Annotated in this window: 15 protein-coding genes and 2 pseudogenes; 3 read left to right on the forward strand and 14 right to left on the reverse strand. The window is 67.5% G+C overall.

Features of this window, described 5'->3' with window-relative positions:
• Positions 1 to 70 precede the first annotated feature (70 nt).
• On the reverse strand, positions 71 to 1,471 hold the full coding sequence (locus tag WMF44_RS35545; protein ID WP_437294482.1) for a hypothetical protein: 1,401 nt from the start codon (positions 1,469 to 1,471) through the stop codon (positions 71 to 73).
• A gap of 125 nt (positions 1,472 to 1,596) precedes the next feature.
• Between WMF44_RS35545 and WMF44_RS35550 the strand changes: the two genes are divergently transcribed.
• Positions 1,597 to 2,529 carry a TetR/AcrR family transcriptional regulator gene (locus tag WMF44_RS35550; RefSeq protein WP_437294483.1) on the forward strand — a complete coding sequence of 311 codons (933 nt, stop codon included), beginning with the start codon at positions 1,597 to 1,599 and terminating at the stop codon, positions 2,527 to 2,529.
• Positions 2,530 to 2,713: 184 nt separating this feature from the next.
• On the opposite strand, the gene WMF44_RS35555 is transcribed toward WMF44_RS35550, so the two are convergent.
• The gene (locus WMF44_RS35555) at positions 2,714 to 2,980 is read right to left on the reverse strand and encodes a hypothetical protein (RefSeq protein WP_437301704.1); all 267 of its coding nucleotides are present in this window, start codon (positions 2,978 to 2,980) and stop codon (positions 2,714 to 2,716) included.
• A gap of 41 nt (positions 2,981 to 3,021) precedes the next feature.
• Positions 3,022 to 3,144: pseudogene (locus tag WMF44_RS35560) on the reverse strand (hypothetical protein); the annotation flags it as partial.
• 152 nt (positions 3,145 to 3,296) lie between these two features.
• Between WMF44_RS35560 and WMF44_RS35565 the strand changes: the two are divergent.
• Positions 3,297 to 4,175 carry a DDE-type integrase/transposase/recombinase gene (locus WMF44_RS35565; protein ID WP_437294484.1) on the forward strand — a complete coding sequence of 293 codons (879 nt, stop codon included), beginning with the start codon at positions 3,297 to 3,299 and terminating at the stop codon, positions 4,173 to 4,175.
• A gap of 153 nt (positions 4,176 to 4,328) precedes the next feature.
• On the opposite strand, the gene WMF44_RS35570 is transcribed toward WMF44_RS35565, so the two are convergent.
• A complete protein-coding gene (locus tag WMF44_RS35570; protein WP_437294485.1) occupies positions 4,329 to 4,589 on the reverse strand; it encodes a hypothetical protein in 261 nt (86 codons plus the stop codon).
• A gap of 458 nt (positions 4,590 to 5,047) precedes the next feature.
• Positions 5,048 to 5,164 (reverse strand): annotated as a pseudogene (locus tag WMF44_RS35575) (hypothetical protein); the annotation flags it as partial.
• Between the two features lie 140 nt (positions 5,165 to 5,304).
• On the opposite strand from WMF44_RS35575, the gene WMF44_RS35580 reads away from it, so the two are divergent.
• The gene (locus tag WMF44_RS35580) at positions 5,305 to 6,783 is read left to right on the forward strand and encodes an RICIN domain-containing protein (protein WP_437294486.1); all 1,479 of its coding nucleotides are present in this window, start codon (positions 5,305 to 5,307) and stop codon (positions 6,781 to 6,783) included.
• Between the two features lie 514 nt (positions 6,784 to 7,297).
• On the opposite strand, the gene tnpC is transcribed toward WMF44_RS35580, so the two are convergent.
• The 9 genes from tnpC to WMF44_RS35625 form a co-directional block, all read right to left on the reverse strand.
• Positions 7,298 to 8,962 (reverse strand): IS66 family transposase, encoded by a 1,665-nt coding sequence (gene tnpC, locus WMF44_RS35585; RefSeq protein ID WP_437294487.1) that lies wholly within the window; start codon positions 8,960 to 8,962, stop codon positions 7,298 to 7,300.
• On the reverse strand, positions 8,959 to 9,381 hold the full coding sequence (tnpB, locus tag WMF44_RS35590; protein WP_437294488.1) for an IS66 family insertion sequence element accessory protein TnpB: 423 nt from the start codon (positions 9,379 to 9,381) through the stop codon (positions 8,959 to 8,961). Before tnpB ends, tnpC begins: the two co-directional genes overlap by 4 nt.
• A complete protein-coding gene (gene tnpA, locus WMF44_RS35595; RefSeq protein WP_437294489.1) occupies positions 9,375 to 9,704 on the reverse strand; it encodes an IS66 family insertion sequence element accessory protein TnpA in 330 nt (109 codons plus the stop codon). The genes tnpB and tnpA overlap by 7 nt, the downstream gene beginning before the upstream one ends.
• Before the next feature lie 132 nt (positions 9,705 to 9,836).
• Positions 9,837 to 10,652, reverse strand: a complete 816-nt coding sequence (locus WMF44_RS35600) for an ExeA family protein (protein ID WP_437294490.1) — start codon at positions 10,650 to 10,652, stop codon at positions 9,837 to 9,839.
• Positions 10,649 to 12,004, reverse strand: a complete 1,356-nt coding sequence (locus WMF44_RS35605; protein WP_437294491.1) for a DDE-type integrase/transposase/recombinase — start codon at positions 12,002 to 12,004, stop codon at positions 10,649 to 10,651. Before WMF44_RS35605 ends, WMF44_RS35600 begins: the two co-directional genes overlap by 4 nt.
• Positions 12,005 to 12,123: 119 nt before the next feature.
• A complete protein-coding gene (locus WMF44_RS35610; RefSeq protein ID WP_437294492.1) occupies positions 12,124 to 12,747 on the reverse strand; it encodes a hypothetical protein in 624 nt (207 codons plus the stop codon).
• Between the two features lie 1,208 nt (positions 12,748 to 13,955).
• A complete protein-coding gene (locus WMF44_RS35615; RefSeq protein WP_437294493.1) occupies positions 13,956 to 14,303 on the reverse strand; it encodes a hypothetical protein in 348 nt (115 codons plus the stop codon).
• Between the two features lie 728 nt (positions 14,304 to 15,031).
• Positions 15,032 to 15,919, reverse strand: coding sequence for a putative glycoside hydrolase (locus WMF44_RS35620; RefSeq protein ID WP_437294494.1), 888 nt, complete (start codon positions 15,917 to 15,919; stop codon positions 15,032 to 15,034).
• Positions 15,920 to 16,118: 199 nt separating this feature from the next.
• Positions 16,119 to 17,285: an ABC transporter permease gene (locus WMF44_RS35625; RefSeq protein ID WP_437294495.1), complete on the reverse strand. Its 1,167-nt coding sequence runs from the start codon at positions 17,283 to 17,285 to the stop codon at positions 16,119 to 16,121.
• Positions 17,286 to 17,301: the final 16 nt, after the last annotated feature.

A 17,301-nucleotide genomic window follows, 5' to 3' on the forward strand; every position in this document is an offset into this window, starting at 1 on the left:
ACCCACCAGGAGTCCTGCCAGGGATCCGGGGAGAGATTTCAACGCAAAGACGCAAAGCCGCAGAAAGACGTCACGGTGTCATCGGCAGCGCGACCAGGAGGTTCAGGTTGCACATCTCGTTCTGCGTGCCCCACCCCGGCAGCACCGGGGCCTCGGCGTCGCGCGTGTCGAAGGTGCATGTCACCTCGAGCGAGGAGCTCGGGTCGAGCAGCGGCCGCTTGCGATACCAATAGACGCTCTGCCAGTGGACGTCCCAGTCGTCCACGCGCGCGATGCAGCTTTCCTGCGTCCCCGACCCCACGCGCAGGTCGAAGGTGCGCCCGCGCTCGTGCATGTGCGGCATCACGCCGAGAACCTCGATCGAGGGCAGCGCCGGGTCGAGCGCGAGCTCCGCCCGCGTCCTGCGCCATGTGTAGGCGGCGTCCTGCTGGCCGGGCGGCAGCGTGTCCGGGCCGTCCGGCTCGAAGAGGGTCGTCATGAAGCCGTCGTCCCCGACGAACACGGCGCGCCGCTCCACGGTGTCCTCGTAGCGGAGCCGGAGGCGCGTCGAGTCCTCGGCGGAGGCGCCCGCGTGGTCATGGATGTTGTAATGCACCTGGACGACGAAGACGTCCTTCGCGGAGACCGGCGCCCCGGTGCCGCCGGGGAACTCGACCACGTCCTGCCCGGGCGCCCAGGCGAACAGCGGCTGGAACGGCAACTCGTCGGCCGGTCCGCCAAAGCACTCCCAGCCGGGCCGGTCCGGCGAGGCCTCGTCGAGCTCCGTCATCACGTCCTGGTTCGTCTTGCCCTCCGCCAGCGACGCCTCCGAGGGGGTCACCCGATAGACCGTGACGTGATGAACGATGGACCGGACCCCGGGCGTCACCTGATATCCGGTGATGAAGCGGTCCGCGTCGAGGCTCGGGTCCACGGGGAAGCACCTCCACTCGTCGTGGGCCGCGAGGGGATCGGCGGGGTCGACCACGGGGGTGATCGGCGGCGTCATGTAGTCGACCCCGCCCTCGAGCGTGGGCACGGGCGGGGTGGGCGGCGCGCCCGCGCGATCGCCCTCGGCGCGCGCCCCGGTCGCCCAGCGATGGATGACGTCGAGCTCCTCGTCGGTGAGCGTCTCGTCGTCCTTGAAGTCGCCGCACGAGCCGTCGTGCTTCACAAGGAAAGGGGGCATATGGCCGCCCCGCACCGCGTCGTCGATCGCGCCGGCGCGCGCCTTCGCCGAGATGTAGTCGTCGAGGCGGAAGGGCGCGAGCCCGCCCTCCTGGTGACACGCGGTGCACTTGGACGCCGTTATCGGCGCGACGTCCTGCCAGAACGTCGGCTCCTGCGCCGTCTCCGCTTCCTGCGCCGCGCATCCGAGGGAAAGCGCGAGGAGCGGCACGGAGGCCGCGAGGCCACGCGCGTGGAGGAGCAGGGTCGTCGTTCGCGTCGTTCGCGTCGTTCGCCTCGATGGCCTCTCGTCGTGCTGCTTCAAGCGGACCTCCAGCAACTGTTTACGTCGTACACTGTACTGTGTGTGGTATACGCAGTTGAAGGATGGCTGTCAAACCAAAGAGACGGCGAAAAACTGCGACGGAGTACAGCGGGGGCGGCGACGCCGTGCGCAGCCTCAAGCTCCTCTGGGGGGTCAGGAAGCGGCCGAGCCGGGGGCCCAGGCCCGGCCTGAGCCTCGATCAGATCGTGCGGGCCGCGGTCGAGCTCGCCGACGGCGAGGGGCTCTCGGCGCTGTCGATGCAGCGGGTCGCCGGGAAGCTCGGGTTCACCACGATGTCGCTGTACCGGTACGTGCCGGGCAAGGCCGAGCTCCTGGATCTCATGCTGGACACCGTGGCGGGGGAGCTGCCCCTCGTGGACAGCGTCCCCGGGGGATGGCGGGCCAAGCTCGAGGCGGCGGCGCTCGCCGACTGGGCGCTCTACCACCGCCACCCGTGGTTCTTGCACGTGACGCCGGTGCGCCCCGTGATGGGGCCGAACGGGATGGCGGCGTACGACGCGGAGCTCCGCGCGGTCTGCGGGATCGGCCTCACCCCCCGCGAGGTGCTCGCCGCCGTCCACCTCGTCGACGGGTACGTCCGAGGCGCGGCGAGGCTCTCGGTGGACGCGGTCGAGGCCGAGCAGGAGACCGGCGTCACCGACGAGCAGTGGTGGTCCGAGCGCGCGTACTTCTGGGACAAGCTCTTCGACCCGGGGCGCCACCCGACGATGGCGAAGCTGATGCGCTCGGGCGCGTTCGACGACCACCCGTTCACGGAGGACGTGTTCCTGTTCGGCCTCCAGCGCGTGCTCGACGGCATCGAGGCGCTCGTCCGGTCGCGCTCCGGTCGGTGTGACGAAAGTCCCGAAACGTCACGACCCCCGGCGCGCGCTGGTGACGAAACTCCCGGCGACGCCCCCCGGCGTGACGAGGGGCCGACGTGCGCGCAGTGCGGCCGCGAGATCGCCCAGCCTGCCACGGGGCGGCCGCGGGCTTACTGCTCGCGGGCGTGCCAGCAGCGCGCTTACCGGGCGCGCAACGCGTCCGACGGGCGGTGATCGCCGCCCCTGTGCGCCTGCCGCCGGAGGTTTCCGGCGACCGCTCGTCATCGACCGGTTTCTCTGGCGGGACGATTCCGCGGGGGCGAACCGTCGCGATCCGTCGGATGCCCCGGGATTTGGGGAGGGCGTGACGACGGATCGCAGCCCCTCGGAAGGCGTGGGCCCAACCCGGGCCCAAGTGTCAAGCCCCGGGCATGGGGAGCTCGCCGTGACCGAGTCGTCGCGGCGGGCTGCGGTGATCGCCTCGCTCGCCAGCACCCTGAGCCGTGCCGTCACCCTCGGGGATGACGTGGCGGCTCGGGTCGTTCACGAGGCGATCGGACTGCTGCTCGGGGTGCCGGCCGCACCGGACGGGTGAGCTGGGGTAGATGTCCCAGATTCCGGCCGGATCCAGCGGCACGGGGGCGCCCGAGTACGAGTAGCCGGCGGGCTCGGAAGGGTCGGCCACGAGCTTGCGCGCATAGACGATCTCCTCGAACGGTAGTAGTGCGCGAGGCCCCTGTCCGGCTCGTCGGGCGACGTGCTCGTTCCCTCGCCCTGCTCGATGATCACCCTCAGCCTGCCAGTTTTCAGCCTCATGGGGCCACCTGCCGGCGTTTTTTTCAGGGTCATGGGGCCACCCCAAATCCAGGAGGATGGGGCCACCCGCGCGGGGGCGTGACCCAGTTTTTTTCAGGGTCATGGGGCCAGCTTCCGAGGTTTTTTGCAGCCTCATGGGGCCAGCTCGGGACGCCGAGGTCGGGATCTGAGACGGGCTCCTTCCGATGACGGCGCGGGTCGCCGTCGGAAGGAGGCCGATGCCCTACCGAGAGCTGATCATGGTTGACATCAAGGAAATGTTCCGCCGTCGTGCGGCGGGGCAGAGCGCGCGTCATGTGGCGCGCGCGACAGGGTTCGATCGCAAGACGGTCGGCAGGTACTTCGAGGCTGCAACGACGTTGCCACTGCCGTGTGACCGCGAGCCGACGGACGAGGAGATCCACGCGATCGCCCAGCGCGTGCAGGCGCGCCCCGTGCCCGACACGAGCGAGGAGTGGAAAGAGAACGGCACGCATCGCGCACGTATCGAGGCCTGGCTCGCCCAGCCCCGGCCGCTGAAGCTGACGAAGATCCACGTGCTGCTCAAGCGCGATCACGGCGTCAGCGCGAGCTACGGCACGCTCCGGCGCTTTGCCATGGAGGAGCTCGCGTGGCGCAAGAAGACGCCGACGGTTCGCGTCGCGGACACCGAGTCCGGCGGGATCGCGCAGGTCGACTTCGGCCTGATGGGTGGACTGTTCGACCCAGCAACGCAGCGGGTTCGCAATCTGTGGGTGCTCGTGGTGACGCTCGCGTACAGCCGCTACCAGTTCGTGTGGCCGTCGTTCGAGCAGACCACCACGGCGGTGTGCGCGGGCCTGGACACGGCGTGGAAGTTCTTCGGTGCGATGGCACGAGTGATCCTGCCGGACAACATGAAGGCCATCGTGCTGCGCGCCGACGAGCTCGCCGTCGTGCTCGTGCCGGCCTTCCTCGACTACACACAGACGCGCGGGCTGTTCGTCGATGCCGCACGCGTCAGGTCGCCCAAAGACAAGGCGCGTGTCGAGAACCACGTCGCCTACGGCAAGCCGCCCACCCATCCACGCACCAAGCGTCGATGACCGCTGCGGTCCCGGCGAAGACGTCGCACCCGGGGCCGCGCCGCCTCTGACCCCCTCGCTCCCCGCGGCGCGCCTGGCCCGCCCTCGTCGAGGTAACCGCCGGTGCCGCGGGACCTGTTCGTGAACGTCGTGGCCCCTCCTCTCCGCCAGAGCCTACCAGGGGGCCTGGGTGGCCCCATGACCCTGTGTCACCGGCATGTAGTTCGGGTCCGTGACGGGGAGCGAGAAGGCGAGCTTCAGGACCTTGGCGTGGAGCTTCACGTCCTGCGGGTCCGACAGGTTCACGATCCGCTGGCTCTGGTAGGACGACTTGAACTTCGCGTCGTCGAAGTGGCCGACGTCGTTGTTGACCGTCGATACATCTGCCTGGAATGTGCCGGAGAATGCCAGCCTGATCCTGTTCAAGAAGCTCATTTGTCCCCTCGTTGGTGGTCGGGACGTCCTCCAGCCGCCCCGTCGCCTCGGGGCACGCTGCGGAGGGGTCATACCAGGGAGATAGCTACGTCTCGAGGCGCACAGATGAGGACTAAAGTCGTCGTCGAGGGCAACAGGATGAGGCGTGGAGGCATCACCGGACGCCCATCGTTCGCTGCCGGATCCTGCGCCTCGGCATGCACCGGGCCCCCCTTGAAGGCCGAAGCAGGGGCGACCTGCCTCGCCAAGCCGCGGGGCGCAGCGGCCCGGGATCGCGCATGCCTGCGTTCCGCAAAGGCGCCCGGCGGAGAGGGCGCGCGAGGCGCCGAGGCCCCGGGGCGCTGTAACAGGGTACAGGTACCCAGCGCCTTTCCGGAGCCCACAGGTGGGTCTCTCCAGCAAGCGCTGGGTCTCCTGGGGACGCAGGGCCCCGATCGCGCAGAGCGGGTCCGGCGCGTTCAGCCCTGAGCCCGCTCATCCTCCTCTGGCGGGCCCAGCGCTTGCACGGCGTCGACTCCGATGACGCGACGGCGCCGCTCCCTCGGAACCCCCTCGATGACGAGCCGACACATCCACTCCCCCCGGGCGGGACGTCACCTGTTCGGGTTATCGTCTCATGCAAGGAGAAAAGAAGATCCTATGCGAAGGAACCCTGCGCCACGCGCTTGTCAAAGAGACTTAATGAAGGGACGTACCTATGCGTAGAGCACCGCACATGATGGTCCGATTGGCCGTTGCAGCTTGCGTCGGCCTGTTATTTCTCTTAAAGGCCGCTGGCCGCGAGGCCGTCGCCGCCCCGGTCACGGTCACCAACGGCGTGCAGTTCACCGACCTGGCCGGCAACGTGGTGCGTGGGCACGACGGCGGCATGATCAAGGTGGGCAGCTACTACTACTGGTTCGGCGCGAACCCCTACCCCAAGAACCGCTTCAAGTACATCTCGGTGTACCGCTCGACTGACCTGCATAGCTGGGAGTTTCGCAGGCACGTGCTGACCGAGACCTCGGCCCCCGGAGTGGAGAATCTCCAGCGGCCCAAGGTCATATACAACCCCCGCACCAGGCAATACGTACTCTTCATGCGCAAGGAGAACCACCCAGCGCCCTTGACCGACAACCAGGTCGCGATCGCCACGTCGCCCACGGTGGACGGGGACTACTCATACCGGCGCCACTTCCGACCCCTCGGGGAGAGATCCTTCGACGTGAGCGTGTTCCAGGACAATGATCGCGACCGCACGGCGTACCTGATCTCGACGACCGGTAAAGAGCAGCAGGACCTCACCATCTACCGCCTGAAACCCGACTACCTCTATGTCGACGCCAGGGAGCTCACTCTTCCCAACGTCAGACGGGAAGCGCAGACGATGTTCAAGCGCAACGATGTCTACTTCCTGGTGACCTCGGGCATCACCGCCTGGCAGCCCAACCAGGCCAAGTACGCCACCGCGACCAGCATCAAAGGCCCTTGGAGCGACATGGCGAACCTCGGCGACAGCATCACCTACGGCTCGCAGCCCACGTACATCCTGCCGATCCAGGGCAGCAACACGACCTCCTATCTCTACATGGGCGACCGGCATGGGGACGCCTGGGACGGCAGCATCAAAGACAGCGAGCACGTCTGGCTGCCGCTCCAGTTCCCGACCGACAGGTCGCTGTCGATGCGCTGGCACCCGCGGGTCTCCATCAACACCACAACCGGCGAGGTGAGCGGCGTCGGCTCCGGACACGCGTACGAGCAGCTGCGAGCCCAGCACAACGACCAGTGCCTGGCTGTGCGGCGCTTTACCGATGGCCCCATACTCAAGGACGACCGCTCGAGGGACGACGGGGTAGGGGTGATCCAGCGAGCCTGCGGCACCGCCGCGGCCTCGAACCAGCACTGGCAAGTGCTCCACCTGGGAGCCGGCTACCACCGGATCGTCGCCCGGCACAGCCACAAGTGCCTCACCGTGCCGTCGTCGTCCACCGCCAACGACGTACGGGTGACACAGGCGCCCTGCGGCACCGGCGATAACCAGCAGTGGAAGATCACCGAGTTCCCCGGAGGCTACTTCCGGCTCACCGCCCGGCACAGCGGCAAGTGCCTGACCATGGCCTACGATCCGGCCACCGAGGGCCCGAAGGCCATCCAGAACACCTGCAAGGACACCGCCAACCAGCGGTGGAAGCGAGTCGGCGCCCCCGACTAACCCTAGAGCCAATGCCGCGTCTAACCGGCGGCCCGAAGCTGCGAAGACCGATCCCATGCCTCAGTGGGGCCCTGATCCCAGTACCCCGCTGAATTGAGGTCAGACATCCGGATAATCAGCTACACATCGGTGCGCGGGGGACCACGGACACCCATGCAGCCGACTTCGGAAGCTGACAGCTGTTGACGCTCAGGCTGGCCGATGGTCCGCCGAGCAGGCAGCTTGATGGCCATCGAGGGCGTGCGCGGTTGCGGTCAAGGAGAGCGATGGCCATCGTTCGGACGCGCGCCGCAGGGCAGCTCGCAATGGCCATCATGGTTGGTGGCCGTCGGCGCCGGCGAGGTGTAAGCGCCCGGCCATCGCCATGGGCACGGCCCCTTGCGGCGCTCGCTGGGGTCGACGATGCTGGGCGCGGGGCGGCGTCGGCCCACGACTCGGAGCGGGCACAGGCGGTCCTGAAAGAAGGCCCAGCGAGGCGGCATCCGCTTGCGTGGCCGGCCGAAGCTGGCGTTGTTCAGGTCACGTCGGCGTCGCCGGCGCTCGGAGCGGCACGCGACGATCTCGCCCATGCGTCGGGCAGCAACTCGTCCAGCCGGTCGCGCGGCCAGCCCGCCTGCAGCTTGCCGATGACGTCTGTCGCCCAGGCGAGCGGGTTGACTCCGTGCATCCGACACGAGCCGAAGATCGTGTAGCCGATGGCCAGGCGCTGAGCGCCCTTGTCGGAGCCCGCGAATAGATAGTTCTTTCTTCCGAGGGCTACACGTCTTAGCTGCCGCTCGACCTCGCCGTTGTCTATCTCAAAGCGTCCATCCGTGAAGCAGCGCCGCCACGCTGCCTCCTGGTTGATGGCATACTGGGTAGCCATGTAGAGCGATGTGCCTGGCACGAGCCGCAGGTGCAGCTCGTGAATCCACTGATACAGCTCGTCCACAACGAGGAGCGACCGCTCCTGCCGGTGCGCCAGGCGCGCCTCCGTGGACAGCGCCTCATCTTTGCAGGTCGCCTCGATTCGGTAGATGGCCTTGAAGTACGAGAGCGCTACCGCCGCTCGCGCGTCGCCGCCCTTGGCCGCCTTCTCGAACTTGGCGCGGATGTGCATCCCGCAGCCGAGCCGACGCTCCTCGGGCACGATCATCTCGCCGTCGTCGCCTCCGCGGAGCATCGCGCCATAGCCCGCGTATCCATCGCCCTGCAAGTAGCCGGTGAAGCCCTGCAGCAGCGCGGCTGGATGCTTCGCCTTCCAGTCCGGTGCGTACAGGAACGCGACGAGATCCGCGCCGACAAAGGCCCAGATATGGCCTCGCTTCACCCCCGACGGATGATCTCGATCCAGCACCCGCATCCCCGTGTCGTCGGCGCGCAGATAGAACGAGTCCAGCACCCGCTCCCCGAGCCTCTCGGCCACGGGAGCGAGCACATCGAGCGCGAACGCGGACCAGTCTCCCAGCGTCGACGGCGACAGCGACACGCCGAAGCGCGCGTACTGCTGCGTCTGCCGGTACAGCGGCATCGAGTCCTCGAACTTCTCGACAAGGATGCTGGCGAGCAGCCCCGGTCCTGGGCGCCCTCGGTCCATCACCTTCTCGCTGTCCGCCGTCGTTACGCCCTGCTCGGGGCAACGCGGGCAGGCGAGCTTCTCCCGCTTCTCCTCGATGATCTTGAACTGCGCCGGCACGAACTCGAGCACTTCGCTCGTGCGATGGCCAATGCACTTCTTGTCCGCGCCGCACTGCGGGCACGTCCGCTCCGCCTCGGGGACGGGCACCACGCGCGTCTCACGCGGCAGGTGCTCGGGAAGTGGCGCGCGCCCGCCCCGTCCTCGCGGCGGCTTCGGCGGCTCAGGGGGTTGCGGCACCAGCCCCTGCTCCGGCTGCGGCGGAGCGTCCGCGCCGGGCTCCGAGCCCGCCGCCCCCGGCGGCGCTTCCGCCCCGAGCTCGGCGAACATCAGCATCAGCTGCTCGGTCGAGACCTGCTGGCTCTTGCGGCCGTACAGCTCGCGCAGCGCGCTCGCGAGCCTCGCCGAGAGCGCGGTGTTCTTGTCGCGTAGCTGGACCAGCAGCCCGAGCACCAGGTCGATGAGCTCCGGAAGCTGCCCGGCGGCCGCCAGCTGCTCGAGCTTGCGCCGCACATCCGCCAGATCGGCGGGCAGTTGTGCCTGGGACTGAAGAGGACTGGTCACGTGGCGCGGGGGATAGCTATCCCCCGCGCATCCATCAAGCTTTGCTTCGACGGAGCAATTTTTCTCACGCTGGGCCTCCAGCGCTTGCGCCGCACGGCCTCGGACAGGTCGAACCCTTCGAGCATCAGCGACAGCTCGGCCGCATCGACCTCAACGTGGGTGGTCCCCTTGGGCAGGTCGCGGGCGAGATGGAATCGCCCGCGGGCCAATTTCTTCGCCACGATCATGTAGCCAGTGCGGTCCCAGAACAAGACGCGCATCTGGTCACCTCGCCGATTCCTGAACACGAACAGATGCCCACAGATCGGATCGGCTCCGAAGCGCTGAGAGACCAAGGCTGACAGCCCATCAAAGCTCTTGCGCAGGTCCGTGGGCTCGGCTGCGATGTACACGCGCACCGACGGCGGCAGCGTCAGCACGGCGTCTCCTCGGCCGCGAGCGCCAGGACCCGCTCGAGCGTGGCCGGGTCGAAGCCCGGCCGGACCCGCACCACCCGCCCGTTGGGCAGCGCAATCTCGATCGGCTCCGGCGCGACGACCGATGCGTCCGTCACCACGTGGACCGGCAGAAAGCGCGGCGCTTCGGTCAACGACGACGGCGAGGGCTGGTCAGCTCGCAGCTTCCAGCGCCACCAGTACAGCTGCTTCGGCTTGTACCCTTCGCGCCGCGCGAACTTCTCGGCGCTCAGCCCGCTGCGCTCCCATCGCTCCACCCGCTCGGCCCACTCCACCCTCGTCGCCATCGCTTCCTCCTTCGTCGCGATGGGAACTGGTAACCGGCCCCGACGGGCTGATCACGATGGCGTTGGTCGGGCGGTTACGGCGAGGTGTTTCTTCGCCAGCGCCGAGGGGGGCGCCCGTCGTGTCGGTCAGCGTCAGCTGCCGTCCGTCCCCAGGTCGCCGACGATGCGCGCCATCACGTCACGCTCGACGAGTCTCTTCTTCCGTCGCGCCGCCTCGCGCAGCGCGGCGGTGGCCATGCGGTCGATCTCGCGCAGGCTCGAGCCAGCCGCCTCGTGGAGCAGCGTCAGAGCGTCCGCGGTGAAGACGTCGCGGTCGGCGCCGGCACGGCTCATCCGTAGCCGGACGTACTCGCCGGTATCGTCGGGGACCATCGCGCCGATCGAGAGACGCCGCTCGATACGCGAGTACAGCGAGCGATTTTTGCGCAGCTCGAGCCGGTCTTGAAGGTCAGAGAGTCCTACCAGGATCAGCGACAATAGAGCGCGGCTGTCCCATTCATAATTTAACAAGATATGGAGATAATCGAGCGTGTCTTGGTGGAGCAGGTGCGCTTCATCCAGCAGGAAAACCGGATGGATGCGCTCGCGACCGAGAGTCTCGATATGGGCGCTGACCGCGTAGAAGACGGCCGCTGCGGTCGCAGCGGGGTTGAGGCCGAGGGCGTGGCAGAGCTGGCGATAGAAGTCGCGGCGGCCGAGCGTAGCGTTGTGGCAGTAGGTCAGCCGGAAGCCTGCCTGAGGCAGCCGATGACGCACGGCCCGCAGCACACACGTCTTGCCGGCGCCGGGCTCGCCTACCAGCAGCACTTGGGCGTGCTCGTGCACGGCCTCGCACACCTCCTCGACGAGCTGCTCCTTGGAGGGCGGCAGCCACAGGTCGCCGTCCTGGATCTCCTTGGAGAAGGGGGCGGCGGAGAGGGTGAAGAAGCGGACGTAGGACTCGCTCACGTTGCACCTCCGCGCTCGCTCGTGTCCTCGCCAGAGCCCGTGGACAGGCCGAGCGTCCGCGCGGGGTTGAAGTCCACCGGGCGTGTCGGCTTGTCCAGCGCAGGCCCGCCGCACGGCAGCCGCTTGCGCCGCGCGTTGCGCTGCGGGTCGACCGGATGCAGTACCAGGCGCTTGCCCTCGTGCTCGACCCACGGCGGCTCGCCGGGCGCGACGAAGCACCGGGCGACGGAGACGATCTGGCCGGCGAGGTAGCCTTGGTCGAGCTGCCAGGCGACGCCGTCGACGGAGACGATGTTGTCACCTGAGACGCGGCGCCGGCTCCGCTCGGTGAGCGCGACGCGCAGCGCCTTTTCGTCGACGACGCCCTCTGCGGCGGGGCGGGCCGCGTAGACCTTGGCCGGGGTCTTGCCGAGCAGGCCCGCGTGCGGCGCCGGGTGATAGCGCCTGTCGAGGAAGGCGCGGAGCGTCGTGTTGATGTCGACGAGCGACGCCACGGCGCCGAGATAGTTGAGACACCCTTCGCGCAGCGTGCGCCAGAAACGCTCCATCTTGCCGCGCGCCTGCGGGTCGTAGGGCTTTGCATGCAGCAGCGCGATGCCGAGCCTCGCGCATGCGGTCTTGAGGACATCGCCGCGGTAGGTGGAGCCGTTATCGAGGTAGAGCGCGTCGGGCTTGCCGTGGCGGCGCAGGGCGTCGACGGTCATGCCGAGCATGTCGACCTCCTTCTCGGTCGTGTGCGCCTCGAGGGCGATGACGTAGCGAGAGGCGTCGTCGAGCAGCCCATGGATGCGGATCGGCATCGCTTTGCCTCCAACAGTGCAGCCCGTCACGTGGCAGACGTCGCCGTGCCAGAGCGCGCCGGGACGCTCGGCCTGCCAGCGAAGCCGCGTCTTGGGCTCCCCCTCGGCGCGCGCGGCGCGGCGACGAAGGCCGTACGCCGCATACAATCGCCGCACGGTGGGCTCGGAGACCTTGCCCGCTTCAAGCCGCCCCTCGTCGACGAGTGTCTTGAGGATGAGCGGCACCGAGGCGTCGGGGTGCTCGCGCCGGATGTCGAGCAGCAGACAGCGAAGCTCCTCCGACAGCTCCTGCGCGAAGCCGCGATCGCTGCGTGGCTGCGGGCGCAACCCGTCGAGGCCAGCGGAGCGATACGCGTACAGCCAGCGCTCGAGCGTGGGCACGGCGTAGGTGCGCGTGCTGTGCGCGCCCGGCGGTCGAAACCGCTGCTCGCTCAGCGCGCGCAGCTCGACGGCGAGCTGGCCGTGGGTGAGCACGCGGTGCATGAGAGGGCCGATGACCGTGGCGCGATAGATCGCCACGGTCTCGGCGTGATCGGTGGGGCCGAGGGCCATTGCAAGGGGTCCTTTCTGCGCCTTGCCGGCGCGCGGTCCTTGTCCGGGATCCGCCGCGCTTTCGGCAGCGATCCTCTCAGGTGGGCGCTACGATTCGGGCTCCGAAGGGGCAGATGCCGTCACGCCGCGTGCGCGGCGCCGAGGAAGGCGCGGTGCTCGATCGGCAGCGCCCGGGTCGTCGGGTCCGCGCTCGCCGCGAGCGCTACCGCGGCGCTGGCTGCGCGCTGGCGGAGCGAAGCGCGTGGAACGGGGTCGGGGGCTTCAGCAAAGAGGCGTCGTTGCGCGACATCGCGCACCCATCTGCGCAGCGTGGTCCAGCCGGTGACCGCGCTGTCGCCGACGATCCCCGCGGGGGCCACGCGGCGCCGGACCTCGGCCGCGGTCGCGAGTACAAGGCCCCAGAGCGCGAGGGCGAAGCCGATGGCGGAGGCGCTGTACAGGCGCCGGCCGAGCACGCCGCGAGGAACGACGAGGAGCACGGCGCCGCACGAGACGCAGCGATAGCGGCGGGCGGTCACCGTGAGCATCTCGGGCCGCTGGTCCGGCCCTGACGGGCCCCAGACCTGCCGCTCGCGCTTGCCGTGGCCCTGGAGCCGGATGGCGCCGCCGAGGGGGCAGCTGGCGACGCCGCAGGCTGGGCACCGCGCAGGTCGCGCTTCGACGACCGTGGGCGTTTGCTGCTGCCAGCGCTTGATGTCGATGGCGCTCTGGACGACACTGCGACCGCTTCGATTCCTGGGCACGGGAACCGGAGCACGACGAGGAGACTGTCGGCCAAGATCAGGTCTCCTCGTCGCCTATTTTGTGGCCGGCCCCGCGCCGCTGCTCCGCTCCTCGGGTGGACCTACCCCGTCGTGAGTCGGGCGTGCGAGCAACGATAGCTGGAAATCTTCGATGGCTGAACGGAAGGGGCTGCGATCGGGCATCAATGGCGTCTTCGGCCGACGCAAATGTGCTGGGAGGGGTCCATGGTGAGAATTTTGAGCAGCTGAACGTAATGCACGGCGCCGCGACTCGCCGGACGCCATCGCCCCCGTTGCCCGTGCGGAGCGAGCACGATCCATGATGGCCAGCTTCGCCGGGCAGGGCTCCTCGCCATCAAGAAGCATGCTCGATGAGAGGAGCTTCGGCATCAACGAGAGTGCGCGGCAATACAGCTCTGCACGCAGCTGTACCAGCTCCCTGCTTCCTGGCATCGCTCGCTCCTCTTCGCTCGGCGAGGGCACGGCCCTCATCTGGCGTCGCGTAGCGTGTAACCGAATCTGGCCAGGGGAAAGACACGGTCTGCGGAGCGGCTACCGCCGTGGTGACCGAGCCAAGGAAGATCGCCCGCTTTCTCTCCGCGCTCGGCGAGCCGACCGATGTTCCAGCACGCTCTCCCAACCGAGGACCGCCGTACTGGAAGAGCACCGTTCTGCGCCGCAAGGCGCCCGGTGACGCCGCATAGCGTCTCGCGACGCGCCTCCCGGGCCAGACCAATGCCCGGACGGACACGTGTGCGCACGGCACGCCGATGCGCCCCTTAGCGCGCTCGGCGCCGCCCGGACCACGCGAGATCGTAATTATAGTGCGGGTTGGCTTGAAGCGTAGCCCGCCCTGCAAAGCTGCTATACTTTTCTTCGAAGCTCCAACTCTTTGAGCTCTGCTTGGATCTGGACAGTAATCTTTTCAGAATAACAATATCTTTCGTCTGATAGTATTTTATGAGTAGCCTTTATAGCTAACTCTAAATCATTATCAAGATGTTCAATGGGCCAAATGTAGACGCGGCAAAACTGCAAAACACAATAGACCGCAGCCCTTAGCAATGCAGTGTTTTCGCCACAAGCATCTTCCTGTTCACAAAGAAGCAGGGTTGCTCTTATTTGGTCGGGGAAGCGCGTGAGATGCATTAGATTGGCGAACCAATCTGCTGCCCTGTCGTTATCCCAGGGATTAGTGTCCCACATCGTTAGGCCGCGAGACTTTCAATGCTTTTGAAAAGATCGTCTGCGGAAAGCTTGATTTCTTCCCTGAATTGCTTTGGAATCTTTTTATGGCAGCGTTCATACCAATCGTAAAAAGTGGTTTTGATATCGGGCATATTTAGGCTAAGTACACGGTGCTCTGCCATGTCTGGGTATTTCTTGGCAAGGTAGAGGAATATGTCCAGGTGCACTAACAGCGGCTGAGCTGCCCTGTCAGCCGTTTTCATCCACTCCGTGATCTGCTTGATTTGTTCAATTGCTAAATTAAAATAACGTGCGGGCTCCAAGTCTGCCGACTCATTGCCATCAGGTGCTGCGCTGAAAATTCTCATAATTTAATGATCTACATGTAGGGACAACTTTCGGAGCGTCCAGCTTGGGTACGTATATTAGCGGATTTTTATGATTCTACATCTCGATGCCTCTGCCTTCGTTTTTGTCAATTAAGTCCGATTTTGTCAATTGATCCTCAATGGAATCAGTTGCTTTGAACTTGCTAGCATTTTCTTCTAGAATATCAATCGGGTTAGCACGCCGATGCGCCCCCGTAGCACGCTCGGTGCCGCCCGGACCACGCTCTTTCGACCCAGGACCGAGCCATCACGACGCTCGCGGTCCCACCCTTTCGGTTTGCTGCGCTACACTTCCTCGCGCTGCGATCCGGCTTGATTTGCCTACGCACAGCGCGCTCGAAGGCGCGGTGGAGGTCCGGCACCGCCGCTGCCACGCCGTAAGCGCCCAGCCATCGCCATGGGCACGACCCCTTGCGGCTCTCACCGGGGTCGACGATGCTGGGCGCGGGGCGGCGCCTACCGATGGTCCGGGCAGACGCGGGCGGACACGAGAGGGCCGGCGAGGTGCTCTCCCCCGGAACCCCGGCGGCGAGGATTGAGGTCCGCGTCGTTCAGGGCGCGTCGGCGTCGCCGGCGGCCGGAGCCGCGAGCGACGCTCTCGCCCACGCGTCGGGCAGCAGCTCGTCCAGCCGTTCGCGTGACCAGCCGCGGCAAAGCCGCCGGATGGCCCCGCTGCGGGCGTGGCGAGGGCGGTCGCGGCCGCGCTCTCACACAGTGTCCCGCGGCGCGCCGACGAACGCGCTCTCGTCGTAGTGGCTGCGGGGGTTCCACGCCGCGTAGCCCGCGCAGCCGGTGTCGTCGTTCGCGCGGATCTGCTCCCGGATGTGCCACGGCGTGTACTCGTACCGCTGCATGGGGCGCGAGCTGTCCAGATCGAACGCCTGGATCCAGCTGCGCAGCAGCCCGATGCGCCCGGGGAGCGCTGCCACCCTGCGCCAGCCGGCCGAGAGCGAGGCATACAGGGTCTCGTAGGGGTGATGCGCGGGGTTCGCGAAGCCGAAGCTGCCAGGGCCCCAGTGCGACGGGTACGGCATCGGCATCACGTAGTCGAAGAGCTCCACGGCGTCCTCCAGCCGCTGGCCTATCCCGTCCTGCGGCCCGAGCAGCGTGAACCCGAAGACATCCGCGGAGATCGGGCGAGACGCGGCATTGCCGACCTCCGCGCGGAGGAACTCGAAGAAAGCGCGGATCGTCGGCGCCCTCTCCTCGATCGGCGTCCGCGACCGCGGCTCGCGCGCGGCGCCATAACGCACATAATCGTAGTTCACCTCGTCGAAGCCGGCGTCGTACGCCCGGAGCGAGATCTCCGCGATCTCGTGCCATCGCGGCTGCGAGCCCGGGTCGTACCAGCCCCGCGGGCCGCCCTTGAACGCGACGAGCCGGGCGATGAGGTAGATGCCGGCGTCGCGGAGGGCGCCCAGCTGGGCCCTGGTCACCTCGTCACGCTCGAAGAGGAGCGCGCCCCCCTCCGACCGGATGTCGATCACCAGGGAGTTCAGCTCTGTCCGCTGGACCAGGGAGGAGAGCCGATTCAGCCGCTCCACGTTCCTCCCGGCCGCGAAGTTCACGTAAATCGCCTTGGTGACCATGGGCATGCTGTTCCCCCCGGCGAGGGGAGAGCACGTCCCCGGCCAAGGGAGCGCCGGAACACCCTTCGCAGCCCTTTTCAGCGGGGAAATTGAACAGGGAGGCGGGGAGACAGGGAGTATTTGAGGATTTACCTCCCCGTCTCCCCGCCTCCCTGTGAACTTTCCGAAGAATTTGCGGGAGATGCCTCGCCCCCCGCGCCCCGGGTCACCCCCGCATCGCCTGGATCGGGCTGATCCGCGCAGCGCGGAGCGCCGGGAAAAACCCGCCGAGCAGGCCCATCACCGCCGCGATCGCCACCGACGTCAGCAGGATCCCGGGCGTCGGCTCGAACGTGAACACGACCTCCGACCAGCTCGCGAAATTGACGGTCGAGAAGCGCACGAACCTCATCCCGAGCGCGGCGAGCACGCCGAGCGCCCCGCCCGCCAGCGCGAGGAGGACCGACTCGATGAGGAACGACACGAGGATGCTGAACCGCGAGAAGCCGAGCGCCCGCAGCGTGCCTATCTCGCGCTGCCGGTTGGCGATCGACGAGTGCATCGTGATCATCGCGCCGATCATCGCGCCGATCGAGAAGAACACCGCGATGAGCACGCCCATCACCTTGATGAACATGCTCGTCCCCTCGGACTGCTTCTCGTAATAGACGCTCTCGCGCATCACCTCGAGCCCGAGGTTCCGGTTCTGCTCGATCGACGCCTCGAACGCGTCGAACTTGCTGGCCGAGGCGAGCCGCGCCCGCACCGCGGAGACGCCCCCCTCGCGGCCGAACGCCGAGCGCGTCGTGTGCAGGTCGGCCCAGACCTCGGACTCCGACGAGGAGCCGCCGTCCTCGAACACCCCCACGACCTTCACCGGCCGGTTCTTTCGCAGCTCGAACGACTGGCCGATCGACAGGCCCTTGAAGCGGCCGCTGATCGCCTTGCCCACGATCACCTCGTCCGTGCCCGGCTGCGCCGGCCGGCCCTCGATGATCTTCACCTGCGAGCGGAACGCGAGCACGTCGTCGGGCACCCCGCGCACCTGCACGTTGGAGATGCCGTCCGTGCCGAGCTTCTCGAGGAGGATGACCGCCACCACCTCCCCCACCCCGTCCGGCTTGCCGTCCTGCCGCTTCGCCACCTCGGCGCTCGCGAGGATCACGCCGATCTGCTGCTCCTCGATGCTGCTCACCATCTCGGCGTCGGAGCCCTTCCGCATCACGATCGCGACGTCGTCCCGCGCGGTGCGCCCCAGGGTGCGCTCCACGCTGTTCGCGAGCATCAGCACCGAAGCGAACACGAACACCACGAGGCCGAGACCGGACGCCGTCGCGAGGGTCGTCGTCTTGCGCACCACCAGATTTCGAACGTTGTAGGCGACGGGGATCATGAGCGCTCTCTCCCGC

Source organism: Sorangium sp. So ce426 (assembly GCF_051475585.1).
Taxonomy (GTDB): domain Bacteria; phylum Myxococcota_A; class Polyangia; order Polyangiales; family Polyangiaceae; genus Sorangium; species Sorangium cellulosum_B.

Coding starts and splice junctions, on each gene's coding strand:
- WMF44_RS35565 (WP_437294484.1), top strand. CDS start 3,297: ATGACGGCGCGGGTCGCCGTCGGAAGGAGGCCGATGCCCTACCGAGAG.
- WMF44_RS35570 (WP_437294485.1), bottom strand. CDS start 4,589: ATGAGCTTCTTGAACAGGATCAGGCTGGCATTCTCCGGCACATTCCAG.
- WMF44_RS35580 (WP_437294486.1), top strand. CDS start 5,305: ATGATGGTCCGATTGGCCGTTGCAGCTTGCGTCGGCCTGTTATTTCTC.
- tnpA (WP_437294489.1), bottom strand. CDS start 9,704: ATGGCGACGAGGGTGGAGTGGGCCGAGCGGGTGGAGCGATGGGAGCGC.
- WMF44_RS35605 (WP_437294491.1), bottom strand. CDS start 12,004: ATGGCCCTCGGCCCCACCGATCACGCCGAGACCGTGGCGATCTATCGC.
- WMF44_RS35615 (WP_437294493.1), bottom strand. CDS start 14,303: ATGAGAATTTTCAGCGCAGCACCTGATGGCAATGAGTCGGCAGACTTG.
- WMF44_RS35620 (WP_437294494.1), bottom strand. CDS start 15,919: ATGCCCATGGTCACCAAGGCGATTTACGTGAACTTCGCGGCCGGGAGG.
- WMF44_RS35625 (WP_437294495.1), bottom strand. CDS start 17,285: ATGATCCCCGTCGCCTACAACGTTCGAAATCTGGTGGTGCGCAAGACG.